Consider the following 20,155-nt stretch of genomic DNA (forward strand, 5'->3'; position numbering starts at 1 on the left):
TCTTTTTATTTTATCAATGTTTTTAAGAGTGTTTATTTTTAATCAGAGGGGAAGAAAAGTTTTGATGAGGCTATGACTAAAGTATTTAAGAAACGTGTACATTTATGTACTTTCACAACAGTTGTTCTTTTTTTTTTACAAAGTGGAGTAGGGGTTGTTTCAGGTGCAGAGGGATATCAATATGATGACGGGGAAAATTCTTATTCCCGCTATGATTTCTCTGAGAGTTCGGGTAGGGATTATTTTTCTGATGGAGGTGAAGGTTATTATAGCAGTGAAGATGAAAATGCTATCCTTGGGCATTATGCCTCTGAGAAGGGGGATGCTTTGTATGAAACTCCTTATGGCAGCTTTAACAATAGTCCAAGTTTTAGGAGAAATAATACTTTTTCTAATATTTCTTATGCCCCTGGATATACTGTCATCGGGGGTGATGGTTATGATGATTCCGCAATTCCTTCTGCTGATTCCTTAACATGGTATGATGGGATTCCCGATGGGGTTCCCTTTAATGGGGGTGTTTCTATTCCTAATAATAATCTTTATTCTGGTGGAGGTGCAGTTCACTGTACTAGTAATGACAACCTTTGTGTCCGCATTATGCACAATCCAGCGGATCATGTTGATTCTTCTCCTTATAATCGTGCAACTTTATCACGTGAAAATAATCATATTACCTTACCTTATCACATTACTGTTGAGAATAAAGATCAGGGTTCCACAGTTGTGTATGGCGATGGCATGAAGATTGTTATGTCTGTCAAAGACAGTGCTGACGATGAACTTGAGCCATATTGGAAGTCAAATTATTTATGCAATAATTGTGGAGATAATACCAAAATTGACAATGAAACTCTTATGATTACTAAAGAGAATGTTGGTAAAACTGGTTTTAGTCATGTTGCTATTACGGTAAAGGGAGGCGAGGGCACACAGGGGGAAGTAACAAAAGCAAAAATTACGGGAAACAATGTGAAGATTGCTAGTGAAGTTTCGGAAACACCTTATACGTATGCTGTATCTGCAACACAGGACGGAGAGGTTGATTTAACAAATCTTACTGTCAAAAATGCAAAGATTGCTTTTTATGCAAATAATAATGGAAAGATTAAAGTAAATCATGTGAATGTTGAGGAAAGTAATGCTGCTATTAAAGCAATAAATAAAGGGCTTGTTGCTTTGTATAATGTAAAAATTAATACAAGCGGGAAGAATGAGAAGGTCAATATTTCTAGTGCTTATAATTCAGAAGTTATCGTGAATAGTGGAACAATTAACTTCATGGATAGCTATGGGTTTTATTCAGTGCGGGACGGGAAGATAGCTCTTAGTGATGTGACTATTACTGGAGAGAGTCAAGAAAAAAATCTAAACAATTATGCGATTTTTTTCTTGGATAAAGGTGGTATTATTGATGCGAATAAGGTGATTGTTAATGCTAATAATATGCATGGCATAATGTTAGAAAATACACAGAATGATCCTAATTCGGTTCCATCGCGTGAGGACTTATTGGGTGACGATGCTATGAGCCGAATTAATATTCGAAATTCTTCTTTTAAAGTGCATGGTGACGGATCTTACGGCATATATTTTCGGGGAGAGAAACAGTGGGACAGGCGCGAAAATGCAAAAATTTTGGAAAAGGAACACTCTTTACGTAGTTTGGATTCGGTCACTTTATGGAATACGACGTTTTTGGTTGATGATATAGCTATTCGTAGTATTAATGCGGCTTATGGTATTGTTAATTTATCCCAGAGCACTGTGGTTTCAGAAAATTTATTGTTAAAAGCTGAGGGAGGGAGTTTGATAGAAATTTTAGCTGAAAACTCTTCTCTTAAGGGAAGTGTTCATGCCAATGACGATTCTGTTGTCAAATTTTATTTAGATGAAGATTCGAAGTGGATTTTGCGAAGCAAGCCTAATTCTATTGATGATTCATCCATATCATTCGTAAGTCTTATAAATGGCTCTGCTATTGATTTTGAAAAACCAAAATCTACTCAAGATCATTTTTATCAAACACTCCGTATTGGAACAGGAAAGGGTGTAGTTTATAAAACAGATGATAAGGCTCAGATTTACCTTAACACATATTTGGCTTCTGATGGTTCGCATGATAACCGACAGACGGATCGTGTTTTAATCCATGGTAGTGTTGAGGGAAAAACTACGGTTCATGTACGTGCGGTTTCAGAAAATTCAGAGAAATATGCAAAAAATAATAAAGATAGTGGGGGAATTTCGCTTATTCAGGTTTCTGGAATGGCAAAAGAAAATTCTTTTGAGCTAGATGGTGGTTATGTTGCGTTGGAAGGTTCACCTTATGCGTATAGGCTTCATGCTTACTATGGTTTAGGATCTGATTTAGAAGGGAATTTTGCTCAAAGATTGGTTGAAGGTGAGGGAAAATTTTGGAATTTTTATCTCAAAAGTGCATATGTGAAGCCTAAGCCTGATCAACCTGAATTTAAGCCTGAAGCTGAAAAGCCTGATTCTGACCTTGGGGTAAAAGTGGTTGTTCCGCAGGTTCCGACTTACTTGCTTTTGCCAAATGCTTTGTTTCATTCTGGCTTGGTGGATATCAGTAATCTCAGTAAGCGTTTAGAAGCTATGCGAATTTCTTTTGAAGAACCATCGAAAAGTGGTGAGGGTTCAGCCTTTTTTGTTCGTGGATATGGTGGTAACTACCATTATAGCTCAGATCTGCCTGTGTTTAAATATGGTTACGGAGGCGATCTTGATTATAATGCTGTCGAGGCAGGTGTTTTGTTTAAAGCCATTGAGAGTGCATATGGCACGACGTCTTTTGGCGTTATAGGAACCTATGGCAAACTTTCTCTGCAACCTGTTGATGTTGAACAAAGTAAAAAAAGTGCCTTTGAGAAGTGGATGCTTACAGCATATGGTAGCATGCAGCATGATGGAGGAGCTTATGTCAATGGTCTTGTCTCTTATGGTTTATTTCAAGGCGATGTTTTCACTCGTGCACGAGGCAAAACTGCAACGTTGAAAGGTCATCCTCTCAGTGTTTCGGTAATAGCGGGTAAAGCACTGATGGTAGGATCGAGCGGTCTTGTTTTCGATCCGCAAGTTCAGGTTGTTTATCAGCATCTCCAGTTTAATCATGCGCATGATATTGACAATTTTGCTATTAAGTTGGGTAATCTTGAGCAGTGGGTGACGCGTGTTGGTGGGCGCTTAACAAAAACACTTTCTGCCAAGGAAGATGCACGCGTTTTATCATTCTATGGTAAGTTGCACTTTGCTCATGGTTTTGGAGACAATCAAACTGTTCACTTTAAAGATGCTTTCCAATTGGGAGCTTTTGGTTCTTCTTTAGAAGCAGGGTTAGGGTTTCATGCTCAATTGTTGCCCAAGCTTACACTGAACGGTGATTTGATGTATCAGCACAAGCTTACCAAGGCTGGTTTTTCTGGAGCTACTTTTTCTGGGGGCTTGCGCTACCAGTTTTAAATAAGTTCTACATAATATAACCTTTGATATAAATAAAAAGGCAGCACAGTGTGTTGCCTTTTTATGTAGGATAATCTGTATTCTTTCATCAAAGGATCTTCACTCTTTTAATATTGATGAAAAGATCTACGATATTTTTCTTTTTGATTACAGAATAAAGTATCTGATAGCCGTATCATTTTTCTTTACGCTAAAGCGGATTGGTTTAAATTTTTTGGATAGTAATGATGCGATGCATTCATCAGTTTTATTCGAGAGGATTTTTATAAGCGTTTGTTGCTTTTTCTCAAATTGGAGAGTGCAGTATCAGCGTACAATATGAAATATCCCATCCACTGTGTCAGTTTATAATAATTTGATACTAACGAAAGCGAAGATTTTTAAAAGCCAGTTCTTCTCTTTATTTTAGTTATTTTATTTACAACTTTTCGCTTATTAGCTCTTTCAGGGTTCTAAGGACGTGTTGTGGCTTCCGTTACACGTTATGGTTTTATTTTTTCTTTACACATAATGCACAATGTATTATACCCTCGATGGTTGTTCTGAATGATTCTTCATTTATTAAAAGTTGTGGTATTGCGAGCTAAGTTTCTCGCCGAGCTTGTTTGAATAATTCATGACATTAGTCAAGCATTAGGTGCGTCTTTTTTATTTTGTATTGGGAGATGTTTACGAGTGCTTTTGTTTTTAACCAGAGAGGGGAAGGGAAATTTTTATGGAGTTATGATTAAAGTGTTTAAAAATCATGTACGTTTATGTGTTTTAACAACGGCTATTCTTTCCTTATTCCAAAATAAAGTAGTGGTTTATGCAAATGCTGGGGAAAATGGGGGTGGTAGCTATAGCTACAGTGGGGATGGTGGTTCTTCTTATCCTTTTGATAAATTCTATAGCTCCAATGGTTATTATAATAACATTGACGGGTATTCTTCTAGTTTTCCTATTGGCGTCTATTCTAGTTCGCCTAGCGTGCCTAATTCCATTAATGGTTTTAGCGCTGGCACAGATCCTAATGCCCCTAGCGAGTATTCTGGTTATGGCTATGTCGAAACAAATTATGATAGTGTTTCTAATGAAATAGAGGAAAAACCTCAACCATATTTTGGATCATATTATTCATGCACTAATTGCGGAGATAACATCAAAATTGATAATCTGACTCTGATGATTACTAAAGCTAATGCTGATGGAATTGGTTCTAATCATGTTGCTATTACGGTAAAGGGAGCTGAAAACAGTGGGGCTGTAAAAGAAACGAAAACACGAGTTACAGGAAAAGATGTAACTGTTGTGAGTCAAATTCCGGAAAAAACTTATAAGTATGCTATATCTGCATTACAGGGCGGAGAGATTGCTTTGACTAATCTTACCGTTAAAAATGCAAATACTGCTCTTTACTCTAATGGTGGGAGAATTCAGGTAAATAAAGGGGATATTGGAGAGAGCCGCGCTGCTGTTAAAGCAACAGGGAAATCGACGTTTATTGATTTATATGATGTAAACATAAATACGAGCGATGAAGGTGAGGAAGAGGCCAGTCTTTCTAGTTCTTATGGTGCAGAAGTTAACATGAAGGGTGGAGCAGTCGATTTCACGGATAGTAATGGAGTTTCTTCGATACAAAACGGAAGAATGTTTTTCTCTGGTACTAATATTACTGGAAGGGGCAAAGAAAACAATCCCAAAAAACATGCAGTTATTCTTGTGAAAGAAAATGGCTTTGTTGGTTTTAAGAATGGAAGTATTAAGGCTATTAACCTTCATGGCATGTTGCTAAATAACACAACTATACATGATGCAAATAATATACGCAATGCAGCTCTTCTTAAAGATCATGATTGGTTTAGCGATGATAATTATAATGAGGGTAATATTAGTGAATTTTTAAATAATAGTGAATCGCCATATGGTGGGTTTGGGGCTAAGATTTTGATTAAAGAATCTCATGTTGTAGTGCATGGCGATGGATCTTATGGCATATCTTTTCAGAACGGCAAATTAGCGACAGAGCAAGATAATGAAGAAAAACCGGAAGAAATGAATCTCCCCAGAGCTAGCATTGTTAATATGAATAAAACAGCATTGGTAGTTGAAGATACAGCTATTTATAGTGGGGATTTTTCTCATGGTGCTGTTGATTTGGTGAATAGCACCATAAATTCAAAAAATTTATTAAAAGCTAAGAAAGGTGCTGTTCTGCAAATTTTCGCAGACAGGTCATCTACTCTTAAAGGAAATACTTATGTAGATAGCAGTGCTGTTGCAAGTCTTAATTTGAATGGAAAATCAAAGTGGATTTTACAGCAAAAGCAAGAGGACAATTTGTCTGAGTCTGCTCTTGCAAATACTTCATCTATTTCATCAATTAGCTTGATTGATAGTTCTATTGAATTTGAACAACCACGTTCTGCTTCTACTTATCATTATCAAACACTTCGTGTTGGACAAGGGGGGGGTGTTGTTTATCGTGTGGATGAGAGTCCAAGTGAAGATATAGATGCAAATGCAAGTATTTTTCTTAATACATATTTGGCTTCTGATGGTTCGCATGATAATCGACAAACGGATCGTGTTTTAATCCATGGTAATGTTGAAGGAACAACCACAGTTCATGTACGTGCGGTTTCAGAAAGTTCAGAGAAATATGAAAAAATTGATAAGGATAGTGGGGGGATTTCGCTTATTCAGGTCTCTGGAGAGGCGGAAGGCAATTCTTTTAAGCTAGCTAATGATTATGTAACGTTAAATGGTTTACCTTATGCGTATAGGCTTTATGCTCAGTATGGTGAAGAATCTGATTTAGCAGAAAATAGTTTTTCTAAAAGATTAGTTGAAGGTAAGGGAAAATTTTGGAATTTTTACCTCAAGAATAATGCATATGTGAAGCCTAAGCCTGATCAACCTAAGCCTGATCAACCTAAGCCTGATCAACCTGAATTTAAGCCTGAAGCTGAAAAGCCTGATTCTGACTTTGGGGTAAAAGTGGTTGTTCCGCAAGTTCCGACTTACTTGCTTTTGCCAAATGCTTTGTTTCATTCTGGCTTGGTGGATATCAGTAATCTCAGTAAGCGTTTAGAAGCTATGCGAATTTCTTTTGAAGAACCATCGAAAAGTGGTGAGGGTTCAGCCTTTTTTGTTCGTGGATATGGTGGTAACTACCATTATACTTCAGATCTGCCTGTGTTTAAATATGGTTACGGAGGCGATCTTGATTATAATGCTGTCGAGGCTGGTGTTTTGTTTAAAGCCATTGAGAGTGCATATGGCACGACGTCTTTTGGTGTTATAGGAACTTATGGCAAACTTTCTCTGCAACCTGTTGATGTTGAACAAAGTAAAAAAAGTGCCTTTGAGAAGTGGATGCTTACAGCATATGGTAGCATGCAGCATGATGGAGGAGCTTATGTCAATGGTCTTGTCTCTTATGGTTTATTTCAAGGCGATGTTTTCACTCGTGCACGAGGCAAAACTGCAACGTTGAAAGGTCATCCTCTCAGTGTTTCGGTAATAGCGGGTAAAGCACTGATGGTAGGATCGAGCGGTCTTGTTTTCGATCCGCAAGTTCAGGTTGTTTATCAGCATCTCCAGTTTAATCATGCGCATGATATTGACAATTTTGCTATTAAGTTGGGTAATCTTGAGCAGTGGGTGACGCGTGTTGGTGGGCGCTTAACAAAAACACTTTCTGCCAAGGAAGATGCACGCGTTTTATCATTCTATGGTAAGTTGCACTTTGCTCATGGTTTTGGAGACAATCAAACTGTTCACTTTAAAGATGCTTTCCAATTGGGAGCTTTTGGTTCTTCTTTAGAAGCAGGGTTAGGGTTTCATGCTCAATTGTTGCCCAAGCTTACACTGAACGGTGATTTGATGTATCAGCACAAGCTTACCAAGGCTGGTTTTTCTGGAGCTACTTTTTCTGGGGGCTTGCGCTACCAGTTTTAAATAAGTTCTACATAATATAACCTTTGATATAAATAAAAAGGCAGCACAGTGTGTTGCCTTTTTATGTAGGATAATCTGTATTCTTTCATCAAAGGATCTTCACTCTTTTAATATTGATGAAAAGATCTACGATATTTTTCTTTTTGATTACAGAATAAAGTATCTGATAGCCGTATCATTTTTCTTTACGCTAAAGCGGATTGGTTTAAATTTTTTGGATAGTAATGATGCGATGCATTCATCAGTTTTATTCGAGAGGATTTTTATAAGCGTTTGTTGCTTTTTCTCAAATTGGAGAGTGCAGTATCAGCGTACAATATGAAATATCCCATCCACTGTGTCAGTTTATAATAATTTGATACTAACGAAAGCGAAGATTTTTAAAAGCCAGTTCTTCTCTTTATTTTAGTTATTTTATTTACAACTTTTCGCTTATTAGCTCTTTCAGGGTTCTAAGGACGTGTTGTGGCTTCCGTTACACGTTATGGTTTTATTTTTTCTTTACATATAGCACGTAATGTATTATACAATTATTAATTGTAATTAATAACTATTAACTTATTAGGAGTTATTGTTGGCGGCAGATTTTCTGCTGAGTTTGTTTAGATAATTCATGACATTAGTCAAATGAGCATGAGACGCACCTTTTTGTTTTTGTGTTGAAAGATGTTTTCACAAATATTTTTAGTTTCAACCAGAGGGGAAGGGGGAGTTGATGGAGTTATGACTAAAGTGTTTAAAAATCATATAAATTTATGTGCTTTCACAACAGCTATTTTTTCTTTGTTTCAAAATGGGGTGGCGGTTTGTGCCAATATAGAGAACAGTGATGCTGATAAAAGAGGGAAGGGTTCTTATGTGATCACGGTTTCTTCTTCTGATAAGCTCAATGTTTTTTTACCGAATTTTAACAGTTTTCTTGATGGTCGTCCTATCGATGGAGATGTTCGTTTCGATGATAGGGATAATTCTCATGGAGAAGAAGATAGTTCCAAAAGCTATTTCGGCAGTTCTTTCGTTGAAATGACTAATGATAAAAATGGTAATCGTGTTGATATTCACTGTGATTCTAATCGCGGTATTTGTGCTAGATACCAACATAATCCTAAACGTAATAACGCTTATCAAGACATTGATCGCGGTTTGGTTGCTACCTACTACTATTATAACTATTATAATGCTACCTCTAATGAGATGTTTCGGAAAGATCAGCTACACAAATATGAATGCAATAACTGTGGAGAGAAAAGCAGAATTGACGAGTATTTTTTTAAGATTACTTCTGATGATGTTGATAAAGTTCTTTCTGATCATTCTGCTATTTGGGTAAGGGGAAAGAGTATAGGGGGGGAAGTAAAAAAAGCAAGAGTTAGTGGAAACAAGGTAAAAATTATCAGTGAAGTTTCGGAAGCGCCTTTTGCGTATGCTGTATATGCATTCCAAGACGGAGAAGTTGATTTAACAAATCTTACTGTCAAAAATGCAAGGATTGTTTTTTATGCAAATAGTAATGGAAAGATTAAGGTAAATCATGGGGATATTGAGGGACGTAATGCTGCTATTAAAGCAATAAATAAAGGGAGTGTTGCTTTATATAATGTAAAAATGAATACGAGCGGTGTGGGTGAGAAGGCTAGTATTTCTAGTTCTTATGATTCAGAAGTTTGGATGAATGGCCAGTCTTTTGATTTTATGGATAATAATGGCGTTTATTCAGCGGAGAATGGGAAAGTGTCTTTTGAGAATGTTACTATTACTGGAAGGGGCGGAGAAAAAAATCGAGGTGACTATGCGGTTTTTCTCATGGATAAAGGGGGAAATGTTGAGTTTAAGGATGGAAATATTAATGCTACGGATTTCCATGGCATAGTGTTAGAAGATACAATCAGTGATCCTAATGCAATTTTGGTTTCTAGAGAGGGAGGAACTGCGACTGCGATTTATATTAAAAATTCTTTTTTTACAGTGGATGGAGATTCGTCTCATGGTATTTATTTTAAAGGAAGCGATAAAAATTTTAAAAGACCAAGTGGTGAAGAAACCTTAGAGGAAAAAGTTAAAGTAGAAGCTGTTGATTTGCGCGATACAACGCTTTCGGTTAAGGGCTCAGCGGCAGCTGTTTATAGCGCTAATACTACTTATGGTCTTGTTACCTTATTACAAAGTGCTATTAATTCAAAAGATTTCTTGCTAAAAGCTGAGAAGGGTTCTTCTGTGCAAATTTTTTCTCAAAGTTCTATTCTTAAAGGACGCACTTTTGTTGATAAAGATTCTGTTGCTAGGCTTTATTTTAGTGGTGGTTCGACATGGATTTTACCACAAAATCAACGTGATAATTCGCATGAATCTAATATTTCATCCGTAGATCTTAGCAACAGTTCTATTTATTTTGAAAAACCAAAGTCTGCTCAAGATCACTTTTATCAAATACTTCGTATTGGGACAGGAAGGAGCGTAGTTTATAAAGCAGAAGAAGGTGCGCGGATTTCTCTTAATACATATTTGGCTTCTGATGGTTCGCATGATAACCGACAAACGGATCGTGTTTTAATTCATGGTAGTGTTGAAGGAACAACTACAGTTCATGTACGTGCGGTTTCAGAAAATTCAGAGAAATATGAAAAAATTGATGAGGATAGTGGGGGGATTTCGCTTATTCAGGTCTCTGGAGAGGCGGAAGGCAATTCTTTTAAGCTAGCTAATGATTATGTAACGTTAAATGGTTTACCTTATGCGTATAGGCTTTATGCTCAGTATGGTGAAGAATCTGATTTAGCAGAAAATAGTTTTTCTAAAAGATTGGTTGAAGGTGAGGGAAAATTTTGGAATTTTTATCTCAAAAGTGCATATGTGAAGCCTAAGCCTGATCAACCTGAATTTAAGCCTGAAGCTGAAAAGCCTGATTCTGACCTTGGGGTAAAAGTGGTTGTTCCGCAGGTTCCGACTTACTTGCTTTTGCCAAATGCTTTGTTTCATTCTGGCTTGGTGGATATCAGTAATCTCAGTAAGCGTTTAGAAGCTATGCGAATTTCTTTTGAAGAACCATCGAAAAGTGATGAGGGTTCAGCCTTTTTTGTCCGTGGATATGGTGGTAACTACCATTATAGCTCAGATCTGCCTGTGTTTAAATATGGTTACGGAGGCGATTTTGATTATAATGCTGTCGAGGCAGGTGTTTTGTTTAAAGCCATTGAGAGTGCATATGGCACGACGTCTTTTGGCGTTATAGGAACTTATGGCAAACTTTCTCTGCAACCTGTTGATGTTGAACAAAGTAAAAAAAGTGCCTTTGAGAAGTGGATGCTTACAGCATATGGTAGCATGCAGCATGATGGAGGAGCTTATGTCAATGGTCTTGTCTCTTATGGTTTATTTCAAGGCGATGTTTTCACTCGTGCACGAGGCAAAACTGCAACGTTGAAAGGTCATCCTCTCAGTGTTTCGGTAATAGCGGGTAAAGCACTGATGGTAGGATCGAGCGGTCTTGTTTTCGATCCGCAAGTTCAGGTTGTTTATCAGCATCTCCAGTTTAATCATGCGCATGATATTGACAATTTTGCTATTAAGTTGGGTAATCTTGAGCAGTGGGTGACGCGTGTTGGTGGGCGCTTAACAAAAACACTTTCTGCCAAGGAAGATGCACGCGTTTTATCATTCTATGGTAAGTTGCACTTTGCTCATGGTTTTGGAGACAATCAAACTGTTCACTTTAAAGATGCTTTCCAATTGGGAGCTTTTGGTTCTTCTTTAGAAGCAGGGTTAGGGTTTCATGCTCAATTGTTGCCCAAGCTTACACTGAACGGTGATTTGATGTATCAGCACAAGCTTACCAAGGCTGGTTTTTCTGGAGCTACTTTTTCTGGGGGCTTGCGCTACCAGTTTTAAATAAGTTCTACATAATATAACCTTTGATATAAATAAAAAGGCAGCACAGTGTGTTGCCTTTTTATGTAGGATAATCTGTATTCTTTCATCAAAGGATCTTCACTCTTTTAATATTGATGAAAAGATCTACGATATTTTTCTTTTTGATTACTGAATAAAGCATCTGATAGCCGTATCATTTTTCTTTACGCTAAAGCGGATTGGTTTAAATTTTTTGGATAGTAATGATGCGATGCATTCATCAGTTTTATTCGAGAGGATTTTTATAAGCGTTTGTTGCTTTTTCTCAAATTGGAGAGTGCAGTAGTATCAGCGTACAATATGAAAATCCCCCCACTGTGTCAGTTTATAATAATTTGATACTAACGAAAGCGAAGATTTTAAAAAACCAGTTCTTCTCTTTATTTTAGTTATTTTATTTTACAACTTTTCGCTTATTAGCTCTTTCAGGGTTCTAAGGACGTGTTGTGGCTTCCGTTACACGTTATGGTTTTATTTTTTCTTTACATATAGCACGTAATGTATTATACAATTATTAATTGTAATTAATAACTATTAACTTATTAGGAGTTGTTGTTGGCGGCAGATTTTCTGCTGAATTTGTTTAGATAATTCATGACATTAGTCAAATGAGCATGAGACGCACCTTTTTGTTTTTGTGTTGAAAGATGTTTTCACAAATATTTTTAGTTTCAACTAGAGGGGAAGGGGGGAGTTGATGGAGTTATGACTAAAGTGTTAAAAAATCATATAAATTTATGTGCTTTCACAACAGCTATTTTTTCTTTGTTTCAAAATGGGGTGGCGGTTTGCGCTAATACAGGGAACAGTGATGCTGATAAAAGAGGGAATGGTTCTTATGTGATTACTGTTACTCCTATACGCAGTGGTACTTCTGTACCTAATGTCAATCATTCTTTTGAGGTTCTTGGGGAATTTTCTGCCAATGAATATGGTCATTATTATTATCCTCATTTCAATAATGGCTCTTCTGAGTATGGTCATAATCCTCCTAATTTCTCTGGTGAGGGGATTACGGATTATGGCTATATTTTAATCGACTATTATAATCCTAATAATGGGGTGGTTCAGAAATCTAAGGATAAATTACGTTACATATGTGATAGTTGCAAAGAAGACAGCATCGATAATTATTCTTTTATGATTATGGAGCAGCTTATTGAGGGGACTCAAAGTTTTCCTGCTAAAGATCCTCCTGCTATTGCTATAGAGGTAAAAGGAGGAGCAGAAAATGGGAAACAAGCGAAAAAGACAAAAGTGACTGGGAAAGAGGTAACTGTTAGCAGTAAAATTCAAGGTAAATCTTATAAACGTGGTGTATCTGTATCAAAGGGTGGAGAAGTTGCTTTGACAAATCTTACCGTAAAAAATACAGAAGTTGCTCTTCATGTGAGTGATGGAAAAATAGAGGTAAATGGAGGTGTTATTAAAGAAAGTGGCATTGCTGTTCAGGCAATAGGAGAGCCAACGGTTGTTACCTTAAATAATGTAAAAGCTGAGACAAAAAATGGACAGGCGAGCATTTATAGTTTTGGTAGTTCAAGAGTTCAAATGAAAGGTGAATCAATTGATTTTCTGAATAGTTATGCAGCTTATGTGATGCGATATGCAAGCGTGAGTTTCGATAATGTTACTATTACTGGAAAGGGCGAAGAAAAAAATCCTAAAAATCATGCAGCTTTTTTTGTGCATGATGGTTCTATTGATTTTCGGGAGGGAAATATTAATGTGATGAATCTTCATGGCATGTTGCTAAAAAATCCCGACATTACATTGCATGAGGACGCGTTGAGGAGTGTAGATGGAGATACGAATTCATTAAAGTTAGATAGTAGGTTTGGATCTAAAGTCCATATTAAAAAATCTAACGTTACAGTGAAAGGTGACGGATCTTATGGTATATATTTTCAAAAAGATAAACTAATAACAGAGCAAGATAGTGAACAAAAACTAAAAGGGGTAGTTTCTCCTAAAACTAATATTGTTCAGATGGGGCACACAACATTGGTAGTTGATGATGCAGCTATTTATGGTGGGGACTATTCTCATGGCGTTGTTGAGTTATCTCAGAGCACTATGGCTTCAAAAAATTCACTATTAAAAGCCGAACATGGTGCTTTTATAAAAATTTTAGCTGATAAATCTGTTCTTAAGGGAGGTACTCGTATTGTAGATAGTTCTATTGTTGAACTCTATTTGGCTTATCAGTCAAAGTGGATTTTACAAGAGAAGCTACGGAAAGATTCTCATAATGGTTTATCATCTATTTCATCACTAGTCGTTTGGGATAGTTCTATTGATTTTGAAAAACCAAAATCTACTCAAGATCATTTTTATCAAACACTCCGTATTGGAACAGGAAAGGGTGTAGTTTATAAAACAGATGATAAGGCTCAGATTTACCTTAACACATATTTGGCTTCTGATGATTCGCATGATAACCGACAGACGGATCGTGTTTTAATCCATGGTAGTGTTGAGGGAAAAACTACGGTTCATGTACGTGCGGTTTCAGAAAATTCAGAGAAATATGCAAAAAATAATAAAGATAGTGGGGGAATTTCGCTTATTCAGGTTTCTGGAATGGCAAAAGAAGATTCTTTTGAGCTAGATGGTGGTTATGTTGCGTTGGAAGGTTCACCTTATGCGTATAGGCTTCATGCTCAATATGGTGAAGAATCTAATTTAAAAGGAGATTTTTCTAAAAGATTGGTTAAAGGTGAGGGAAAATTTTGGAATTTTTATCTCAAAAGTGCATATGTGAAGCCTAAGCCTGATCAACCTAAGCCTGATCAACCTGAATTTAAGCCTGAAGCTGAAAAGCCTGATTCTGACCTTGGGGTAAAAGTGGTTGTTCCGCAAGTTCCGACTTACTTGCTTTTGCCAAATGCTTTGTTTCATTCTGGCTTGGTGGATATCAGTAATCTCAGTAAGCGTTTAGAAATTATGCAAACTGCTTTTGGGGGGGTGTTGAAATGTGATAGAATTTCAGCCTTTTTTGTCCGTGGATATGGTGGTAACTACCATTATACTTCAGATCTGCCTGTGTTTAAATATGGTTACGGAGGCGATCTTGATTATAATGCTGTCGAGGCAGGTGTTTTGTTTAAAGCCATTGAGAGTGCATATGGCACGACGTCTTTTGGCGTTATAGGAACTTATGGCAAACTTTCTCTGCAACCTGTTGATGTTGAACAAAGTAAAAAAAGTGCCTTTGAGAAGTGGATGCTTACAGCATATGGTAGCATGCAGCATGATGGAGGAGCTTATGTCAATGGTCTTGTCTCTTATGGTTTATTTCAAGGCGATGTTTTCACTCGTGCACGAGGCAAAACTGCAACGTTGAAAGGTCATCCTCTCAATGTTTCGGTAATAGCGGGTAAAGCACTGATGGTAGGATCGAGCGGTCTTGTTTTCGATCCGCAAGTTCAGGTTGTTTATCAGCATCTCCAGTTTAATCATGCGCATGATATTGACAATTTTGCTATTAAGTTGGGTAATCTTGAGCAGTGGGTGACGCGTGTTGGTGGGCGCTTAACAAAAACACTTTCTGCCAAGGAAGATGCACGTGTTTTATCATTCTATGGTAAGTTGCACTTTGCTCATGGTTTTGGAGAAAATAAAACTGTTCACTTTAAAGATGCTTTCCAATTGGGAGCTTTTGGTTCTTCTTTAGAAGCAGGGTTAGGGTTTCATGCTCAATTGTTGCCCAAGCTTACACTGAACGGTGATTTGATGTATCAGCACAAGCTTACCAAGGCTGGTTTTTCTGGAGCTACTTTTTCTGGGGGCTTGCGCTACCAGTTTTAATTTGGTCATTAATTTTCTTAAAAGTCGCAAGTATAGCTTGGGGCTTTTTCTTTTATCAGTTTTACTTTGCTAACAATTTTGAAAATAAGATCTTATTTAATTAAAAAGTATTCTTTAGTTTAGCTTCTATGATTTTTTCTTAAAATAAAACTGAATTGGATTTTTATATCTCAATTTAGCATTTGCATTGCATTTTATGATTTATGAATTCACCAAAGCTGTTTTGGGATGGCGGCTTTTATGGGAATACATTTTATTATTATTTTTCAGATACTTATTATCAGTTCTTCATAAAAATTATAAATTAAAATTGCGACTTTTTTCGTATTTCTTTGATTCTATCTTTACATAAAACACAAAATGTATTAATAGAACACAAAATGTGTTATATGAGACGCACGCAGCTAAAGAGACTTAGCAGAATGCGTGTTTTTGTTTTTAATGAGCAGGGGAAGAAAGTTTGTAAAAGCAATGATTAGAATGTCTAAAAATCATCTACCTTTGTGTACTTTCACAACATTTATTCTTTTCTTTGTGCATGATGCTGATACTAGTGCGCAGCCTTCTAAAGAGACTTCATTTGAATGTAAAGAAGATGGTTCATCTTATCGGTGTAATGATGGTAAAACGCACAGCATTTCTAAGAAAACTTATCAGCAAAATGGGAAAGACCTTAAAATAGCTATCGAGGCATCTGGGAAAAATACAGCGATTAAAGCAGATAATATAACTGTTAGCTCTGCTAATGGTGCAGACCGCGACTCGGAAAAGAGTCCTTGGATGTGTGGTGTAAAGGTATCAGAGGGAGGAGCAGTTACTTTAGATAATTCAGTTTTAAAAGATGTCTTCGTAGGTGCGAATGTTCATCATGGTAAACTTGAGATGAAAATCGTGTCGATTGATGCAGCTAAAATAGGTGTTGGTGTAGTCAGTAAACAATCATCTGTCGCTTTAACCAATACAAAAATTAAAACAGGTGATGGTGCGATAAGCCTTTTGAGTCAGAGTGGTGCAAACCTTAAGATGACAGGAGGATCAATTGATTTTACAAATGGTACCGGAGTTCAAACAGGGGGAGAGGGGAAAGCCATTTTAAATAACATTTCCATTACCGAAAAGAGCAGTCGAACGACAAATATGGGCAATGGTAATAAAAGTGCAGCCCTACATATGCTTCAAGGTAGTGGCAGTCTTGAGATGAAAAACGGTAAGATTGATGTTGATAATGCCCATGGTCTTTTATTAGAGGGAATTGATAATCATGCTACCATAAAGGATTCCACTATTGTCGTGAAGGGTAATCCATTTTACGGTATGGCTTTTTTTTGGGATGCTACATTTAAAGATTCGGGACAAATAGTCATGCCTGGAAAGGGCAAGGTCAATCTGGAAGGGACGACCATTACAGTTCCAAACGGTACTGCTATTTATAATAAAAACTTTGAGACTTCTCTTAAGCTTTCAAAAGACACGAAAGTTTCTGGAGACTTATTACTGGTAGTTAAGGATAATTCTTCCATAAAGATTGAAGCTGACGCTTCTATACTGAAAGGAAAAGCTCGTGTTTATGATAATTCTACTGCGGAAATTAAATTAATGAATTATTCCAAATGGGTTTTATCGAAACACAAAAATGAAACACTTGAAGATTTGAGTGTTATGGATCTTTCATCGCTACATATTACTAATAGCTCTATTTATTTTGAAGCACCAAGATCCAACGAACTTTATCATTATCAAATACTTTATATCGGGAAAGGAAGCGGTGTTGTTTATACTGCGCAAGGTGATGCACGTCTTTATCTCAATACATATTTGAATGAAGGGGGAGACCTTGTAAATCAAAATACTGATCGGCTTTTAATCCATGGTGATGTTTCAGGGCAAACAACAGTGTATGTGCAAGGCGTTCTAGGACATAGTAAGGGAGCCGTTACAGGTCAAGGCAGTAGTAAAGGGATTTCACTTATTCAGGTTTCTGGAAAAGCGGAAGAAGATTCTTTTCAATTAGGTGGTGGTTATGTTTCGCTTGGCGATTCACCTTATCAGTATCGTCTTGTTGCTTATGGTCCAAATTCTACTTTAGGACCAGCAAATACTGATTTATATGCTGATCAAAGATTGATTCAAGGTTCTGCACCGTTTTGGGATTTTCGTCTTGAAAGTAAGGTTGTTTATCCTACTTCTCTTCCCACTCCTGATTTAAATTCTATTCCTAATTCTGATCCAGAGAATCATGATCACGCTTCTACTAATAATACTTTTAATACTGTTACTGAAAGTGATCATCATATTATTACGTCCGAGGTTAGTTCTATTGATCCTCAGATTGAAAAAAATCCAGAATCTTCAGATCTTCCTCGTATTCCTGATGAACATGAACCTGAGGTCACTTCTCTTACACCTCCTGTTTCTTCTAAACCTGATGAGCCTGATGAATTTCCTGCTGTCTCTAATCCTATACCTGAGGATCCTTCTGTTACATCTGCTGCTCCTGCCATGCCTGAGCCCAATCTTCCTGTTGCTGTGCCTGTGAAACCTTCAGTTGTATCTACTTCGAAACCTATTTCGCATTTTCCACAACATGTGAGAGTTGTTGTCCCGCAAGTTCCGACTTATCTGCTCTTGCCAAACAGCTTATTTCAAGTTGGTTTGATAGATATCAGCAATCAAAGCAAGCAGTTGGAGATTCTGCGGACTATTTTCAGTCTATCCTTGAAAACGGATGAAAATCCCGCTTTTTCCCTTCGTGGTTATAGTGGAAATTACCATTATGATTCAAATTTGTCTGCACTTGAATATGGTTATGCCGGCGATATTGACTATAACGCTGTAGAGGCAGGAATTTTGCTACAAAAAAGCGAGAATAAATACAGTACTACAGCCTTTGGTATCATAGGGACTTATGGAAAATTGTCTATGCAACCTCAGGATGTTGCTCAAAGTCAAGAAAGCACATTTGATAAATGGACAGTTACAGCGTATGGTAGCATGCTGCATGATACAGGCTTTTATGTAGATGGCATTTTATCTTATGGTTTATCTCAAGGTGATGTTTTCACTCTTGCGCGAGGCAAGACAGCGACGTTAAAGAGCAGGGTTCTGAGTAGTTCATTGACCGTTGGTGAAGTATTTATGACAAAATGTAAAGGTTTTGCTTTTGATCCGCAGGTTCAGATTATTTATCAATATCTCCGATTTAAAGAGGCGCATGATATTGATCACTTTGATATTGATATGGGAAAACTTGATCAATGGATGGTGCGTGTTGGTGGGCGTTTAACCAAGACAATTGCTGTGATCGAAAAAGCACCTGTTGTTTCTTTTTATAGCAAATTTCATTTTGCTCATGATTTTAGTAAAACAGGATCTGTGCATTTCAAAGATGCTTTTCTGTTAGGTTCTTTTGGTTCTTCTTTGGAAGCTGGATTAGGTTTAAATGCTCAATTATCTCAAAATATTACACTTAATAGCGATTTTGCTTACCAATATAAACTTACCAAGGCTGGTTTTTCTGGAGCTATTTTTTCTGTTGGTTTAAATTATCAGTTTTAGCTATATTTTTTAGATGAGTAAGAGATACGTTTCTCTTTGTTTAAGAAAGGAGAGAGGATTGTAATCAAAATGTTAAAAAAATTTTCTTTATGGATTTTAGCAGTAACTATTTATGTTTTTTTGTAAGTTGTAGATGCCAATGCAAGTTTTTGGAGGGGTAAACATTAGCGTGTTATTCCTGTTGCTGAAGCAGCGCAAAAAAATGTTAAGAAAATGGCGGGTAGCGATCATCGGTGTTCAGAATGAAAATGATGACAAAAAGAAAAACTCATAGCTGGAAAACTTGAGAAAGAAAAATTCGGGATTGATGAGTTGAACAAAAAGTAAACTTAACGGTTTTTTGAATTTTGTTTGGGGGATGGTTTTAAATGCTAAGGTGTATATTTTGCATATTATTGAAGTAGCTTTTTTAAAAAACGATTTATAAATTGTTAGGAACGAATAGCTTGTTATCATTAATGTGATGGCAAGCTGCTTTACTGGAGTTTTGAGAAAAAGCAGGTCGCTTTTTGGAGATGATTTTCAGCTGGGTGTTTTTAATTTTTTAGAAGCTGAATTTGCTGTTTATTTACGATTATTTTCCAACATATTTACAGTGGTATGCTTTGAGAGCATAAGCTTAAAAGAGCTTTTTTACTCATTTGTATTATCAGTTTTAAATCATTTTTATGCGTTTTTTGCACATTTTATAATCTATGATTGTCTCTTCTTTACATATTTCACTATGGTTTTCATTTACATTAGACACAAAATGTGTTATTATTTTATGGTGTCCAATAAGTGCATTTTCATATTTTTAAGGTGTTTATTGGATGCTTTTTGAGCTTTGCTCGTATTTTGAAGAGGGGAGAAAGAAGTTTGAGGTGATGTTATGAGTAAAATGTTTAAAAAGAATATATCTCTATATATTTTTGTAGTGTCTCTTTGTTCTTTTTTGCAAGTTACGGATGCTAATGCAAATTTTGAAATGAAGCAGCCTCAATATGTTATTCCCACTGTTATGTTAGCAGAAGAAAATATGATGGCAGTGCATAGAGCTGTCTTTAGTGTAGATGAAAGTGCTGAAAAAAATAAAGAATTTATCGACGTAAAGTTTGAAAAAGCAGTGGGTTACAGGACTAATAGTAGTAGGGTTGCAAGAATAGGAAGTGATCTTAAGATTTTTTTTAGGAATGTCTTTTCAAGTGTTTTTAGATGGTTTTCAAGTATTGCTAGAGTGATTTAAGAAGCGAAAGTGTAAGCTTCATTTTTTGTGATTATGGAGGAGCATATTGATATTACGAGTGTTGAGAGCAAGCCGTTTTTCTTGGCAATTTTGAAGGTAAAGCGGCTTGCTGTTTTTTAGGTATTATTAGAGTTTAGTGCGTTTAGTCTTTTAAGCATAACGAGAGATCGGATTTTCATATTAAGTCATATTGGGAAGTTTTTTCTACTTCTTTTAAACTGCAGTGACGGTTGT

At 36.6% G+C, this 20,155-nt stretch carries 6 protein-coding genes; all 6 read left to right on the forward strand.

Annotation, left to right across the window (positions count from 1 at the left end; all coding sequences use genetic code 11):
- Window positions 1-72: 72 nt before the first annotated feature.
- The 6 genes from V4B18_RS03060 to V4B18_RS03085 all read left to right on the forward strand — a co-directional run bounded on the left by V4B18_RS03060 (window position 73) and on the right by V4B18_RS03085 (window position 19,921).
- Window positions 73-3,480, forward strand: a complete 3,408-nt coding sequence (locus tag V4B18_RS03060) for an autotransporter family protein (RefSeq protein ID WP_455476362.1) — start codon at window positions 73-75, stop codon at window positions 3,478-3,480.
- Between the two features lie 723 nt (window positions 3,481-4,203).
- The gene (locus tag V4B18_RS03065) at window positions 4,204-7,425 is read left to right on the forward strand and encodes an autotransporter outer membrane beta-barrel domain-containing protein (protein WP_455476363.1); all 3,222 of its coding nucleotides are present in this window, start codon (window positions 4,204-4,206) and stop codon (window positions 7,423-7,425) included.
- Window positions 7,426-8,148: 723 nt separating this feature from the next.
- Window positions 8,149-11,310 (forward strand): autotransporter family protein, encoded by a 3,162-nt coding sequence (locus tag V4B18_RS03070; RefSeq protein ID WP_455476364.1) that lies wholly within the window; start codon window positions 8,149-8,151, stop codon window positions 11,308-11,310.
- Between the two features lie 726 nt (window positions 11,311-12,036).
- Window positions 12,037-15,141, forward strand: coding sequence for an autotransporter family protein (locus V4B18_RS03075; RefSeq protein ID WP_455476365.1), 3,105 nt, complete (start codon window positions 12,037-12,039; stop codon window positions 15,139-15,141).
- A 480-nt stretch (window positions 15,142-15,621) separates the two neighbouring features.
- The gene (locus tag V4B18_RS03080; protein WP_455476366.1) at window positions 15,622-18,696 is read left to right on the forward strand and encodes an autotransporter outer membrane beta-barrel domain-containing protein; all 3,075 of its coding nucleotides are present in this window, start codon (window positions 15,622-15,624) and stop codon (window positions 18,694-18,696) included.
- An 871-nt stretch (window positions 18,697-19,567) separates the two neighbouring features.
- A complete protein-coding gene (locus V4B18_RS03085) occupies window positions 19,568-19,921 on the forward strand; it encodes a hypothetical protein (protein WP_455476367.1) in 354 nt (117 codons plus the stop codon).
- Window positions 19,922-20,155: the final 234 nt, after the last annotated feature.

This window comes from Bartonella sp. B17 (assembly GCF_053795755.1).

Excerpts from the sequence above, each read along its gene's own strand:
- V4B18_RS03060 (WP_455476362.1), top strand. The coding sequence starts at position 73 with ATGACTAAAGTATTTAAGAAACGTGTACATTTATGTACTTTCACAACA.
- V4B18_RS03065 (WP_455476363.1), top strand. The coding sequence starts at position 4,204 with ATGATTAAAGTGTTTAAAAATCATGTACGTTTATGTGTTTTAACAACG.
- V4B18_RS03070 (WP_455476364.1), top strand. The coding sequence starts at position 8,149 with ATGACTAAAGTGTTTAAAAATCATATAAATTTATGTGCTTTCACAACA.
- V4B18_RS03075 (WP_455476365.1), top strand. The coding sequence starts at position 12,037 with ATGACTAAAGTGTTAAAAAATCATATAAATTTATGTGCTTTCACAACA.
- V4B18_RS03080 (WP_455476366.1), top strand. The coding sequence starts at position 15,622 with ATGTCTAAAAATCATCTACCTTTGTGTACTTTCACAACATTTATTCTT.
- V4B18_RS03085 (WP_455476367.1), top strand. The coding sequence starts at position 19,568 with ATGAGTAAAATGTTTAAAAAGAATATATCTCTATATATTTTTGTAGTG.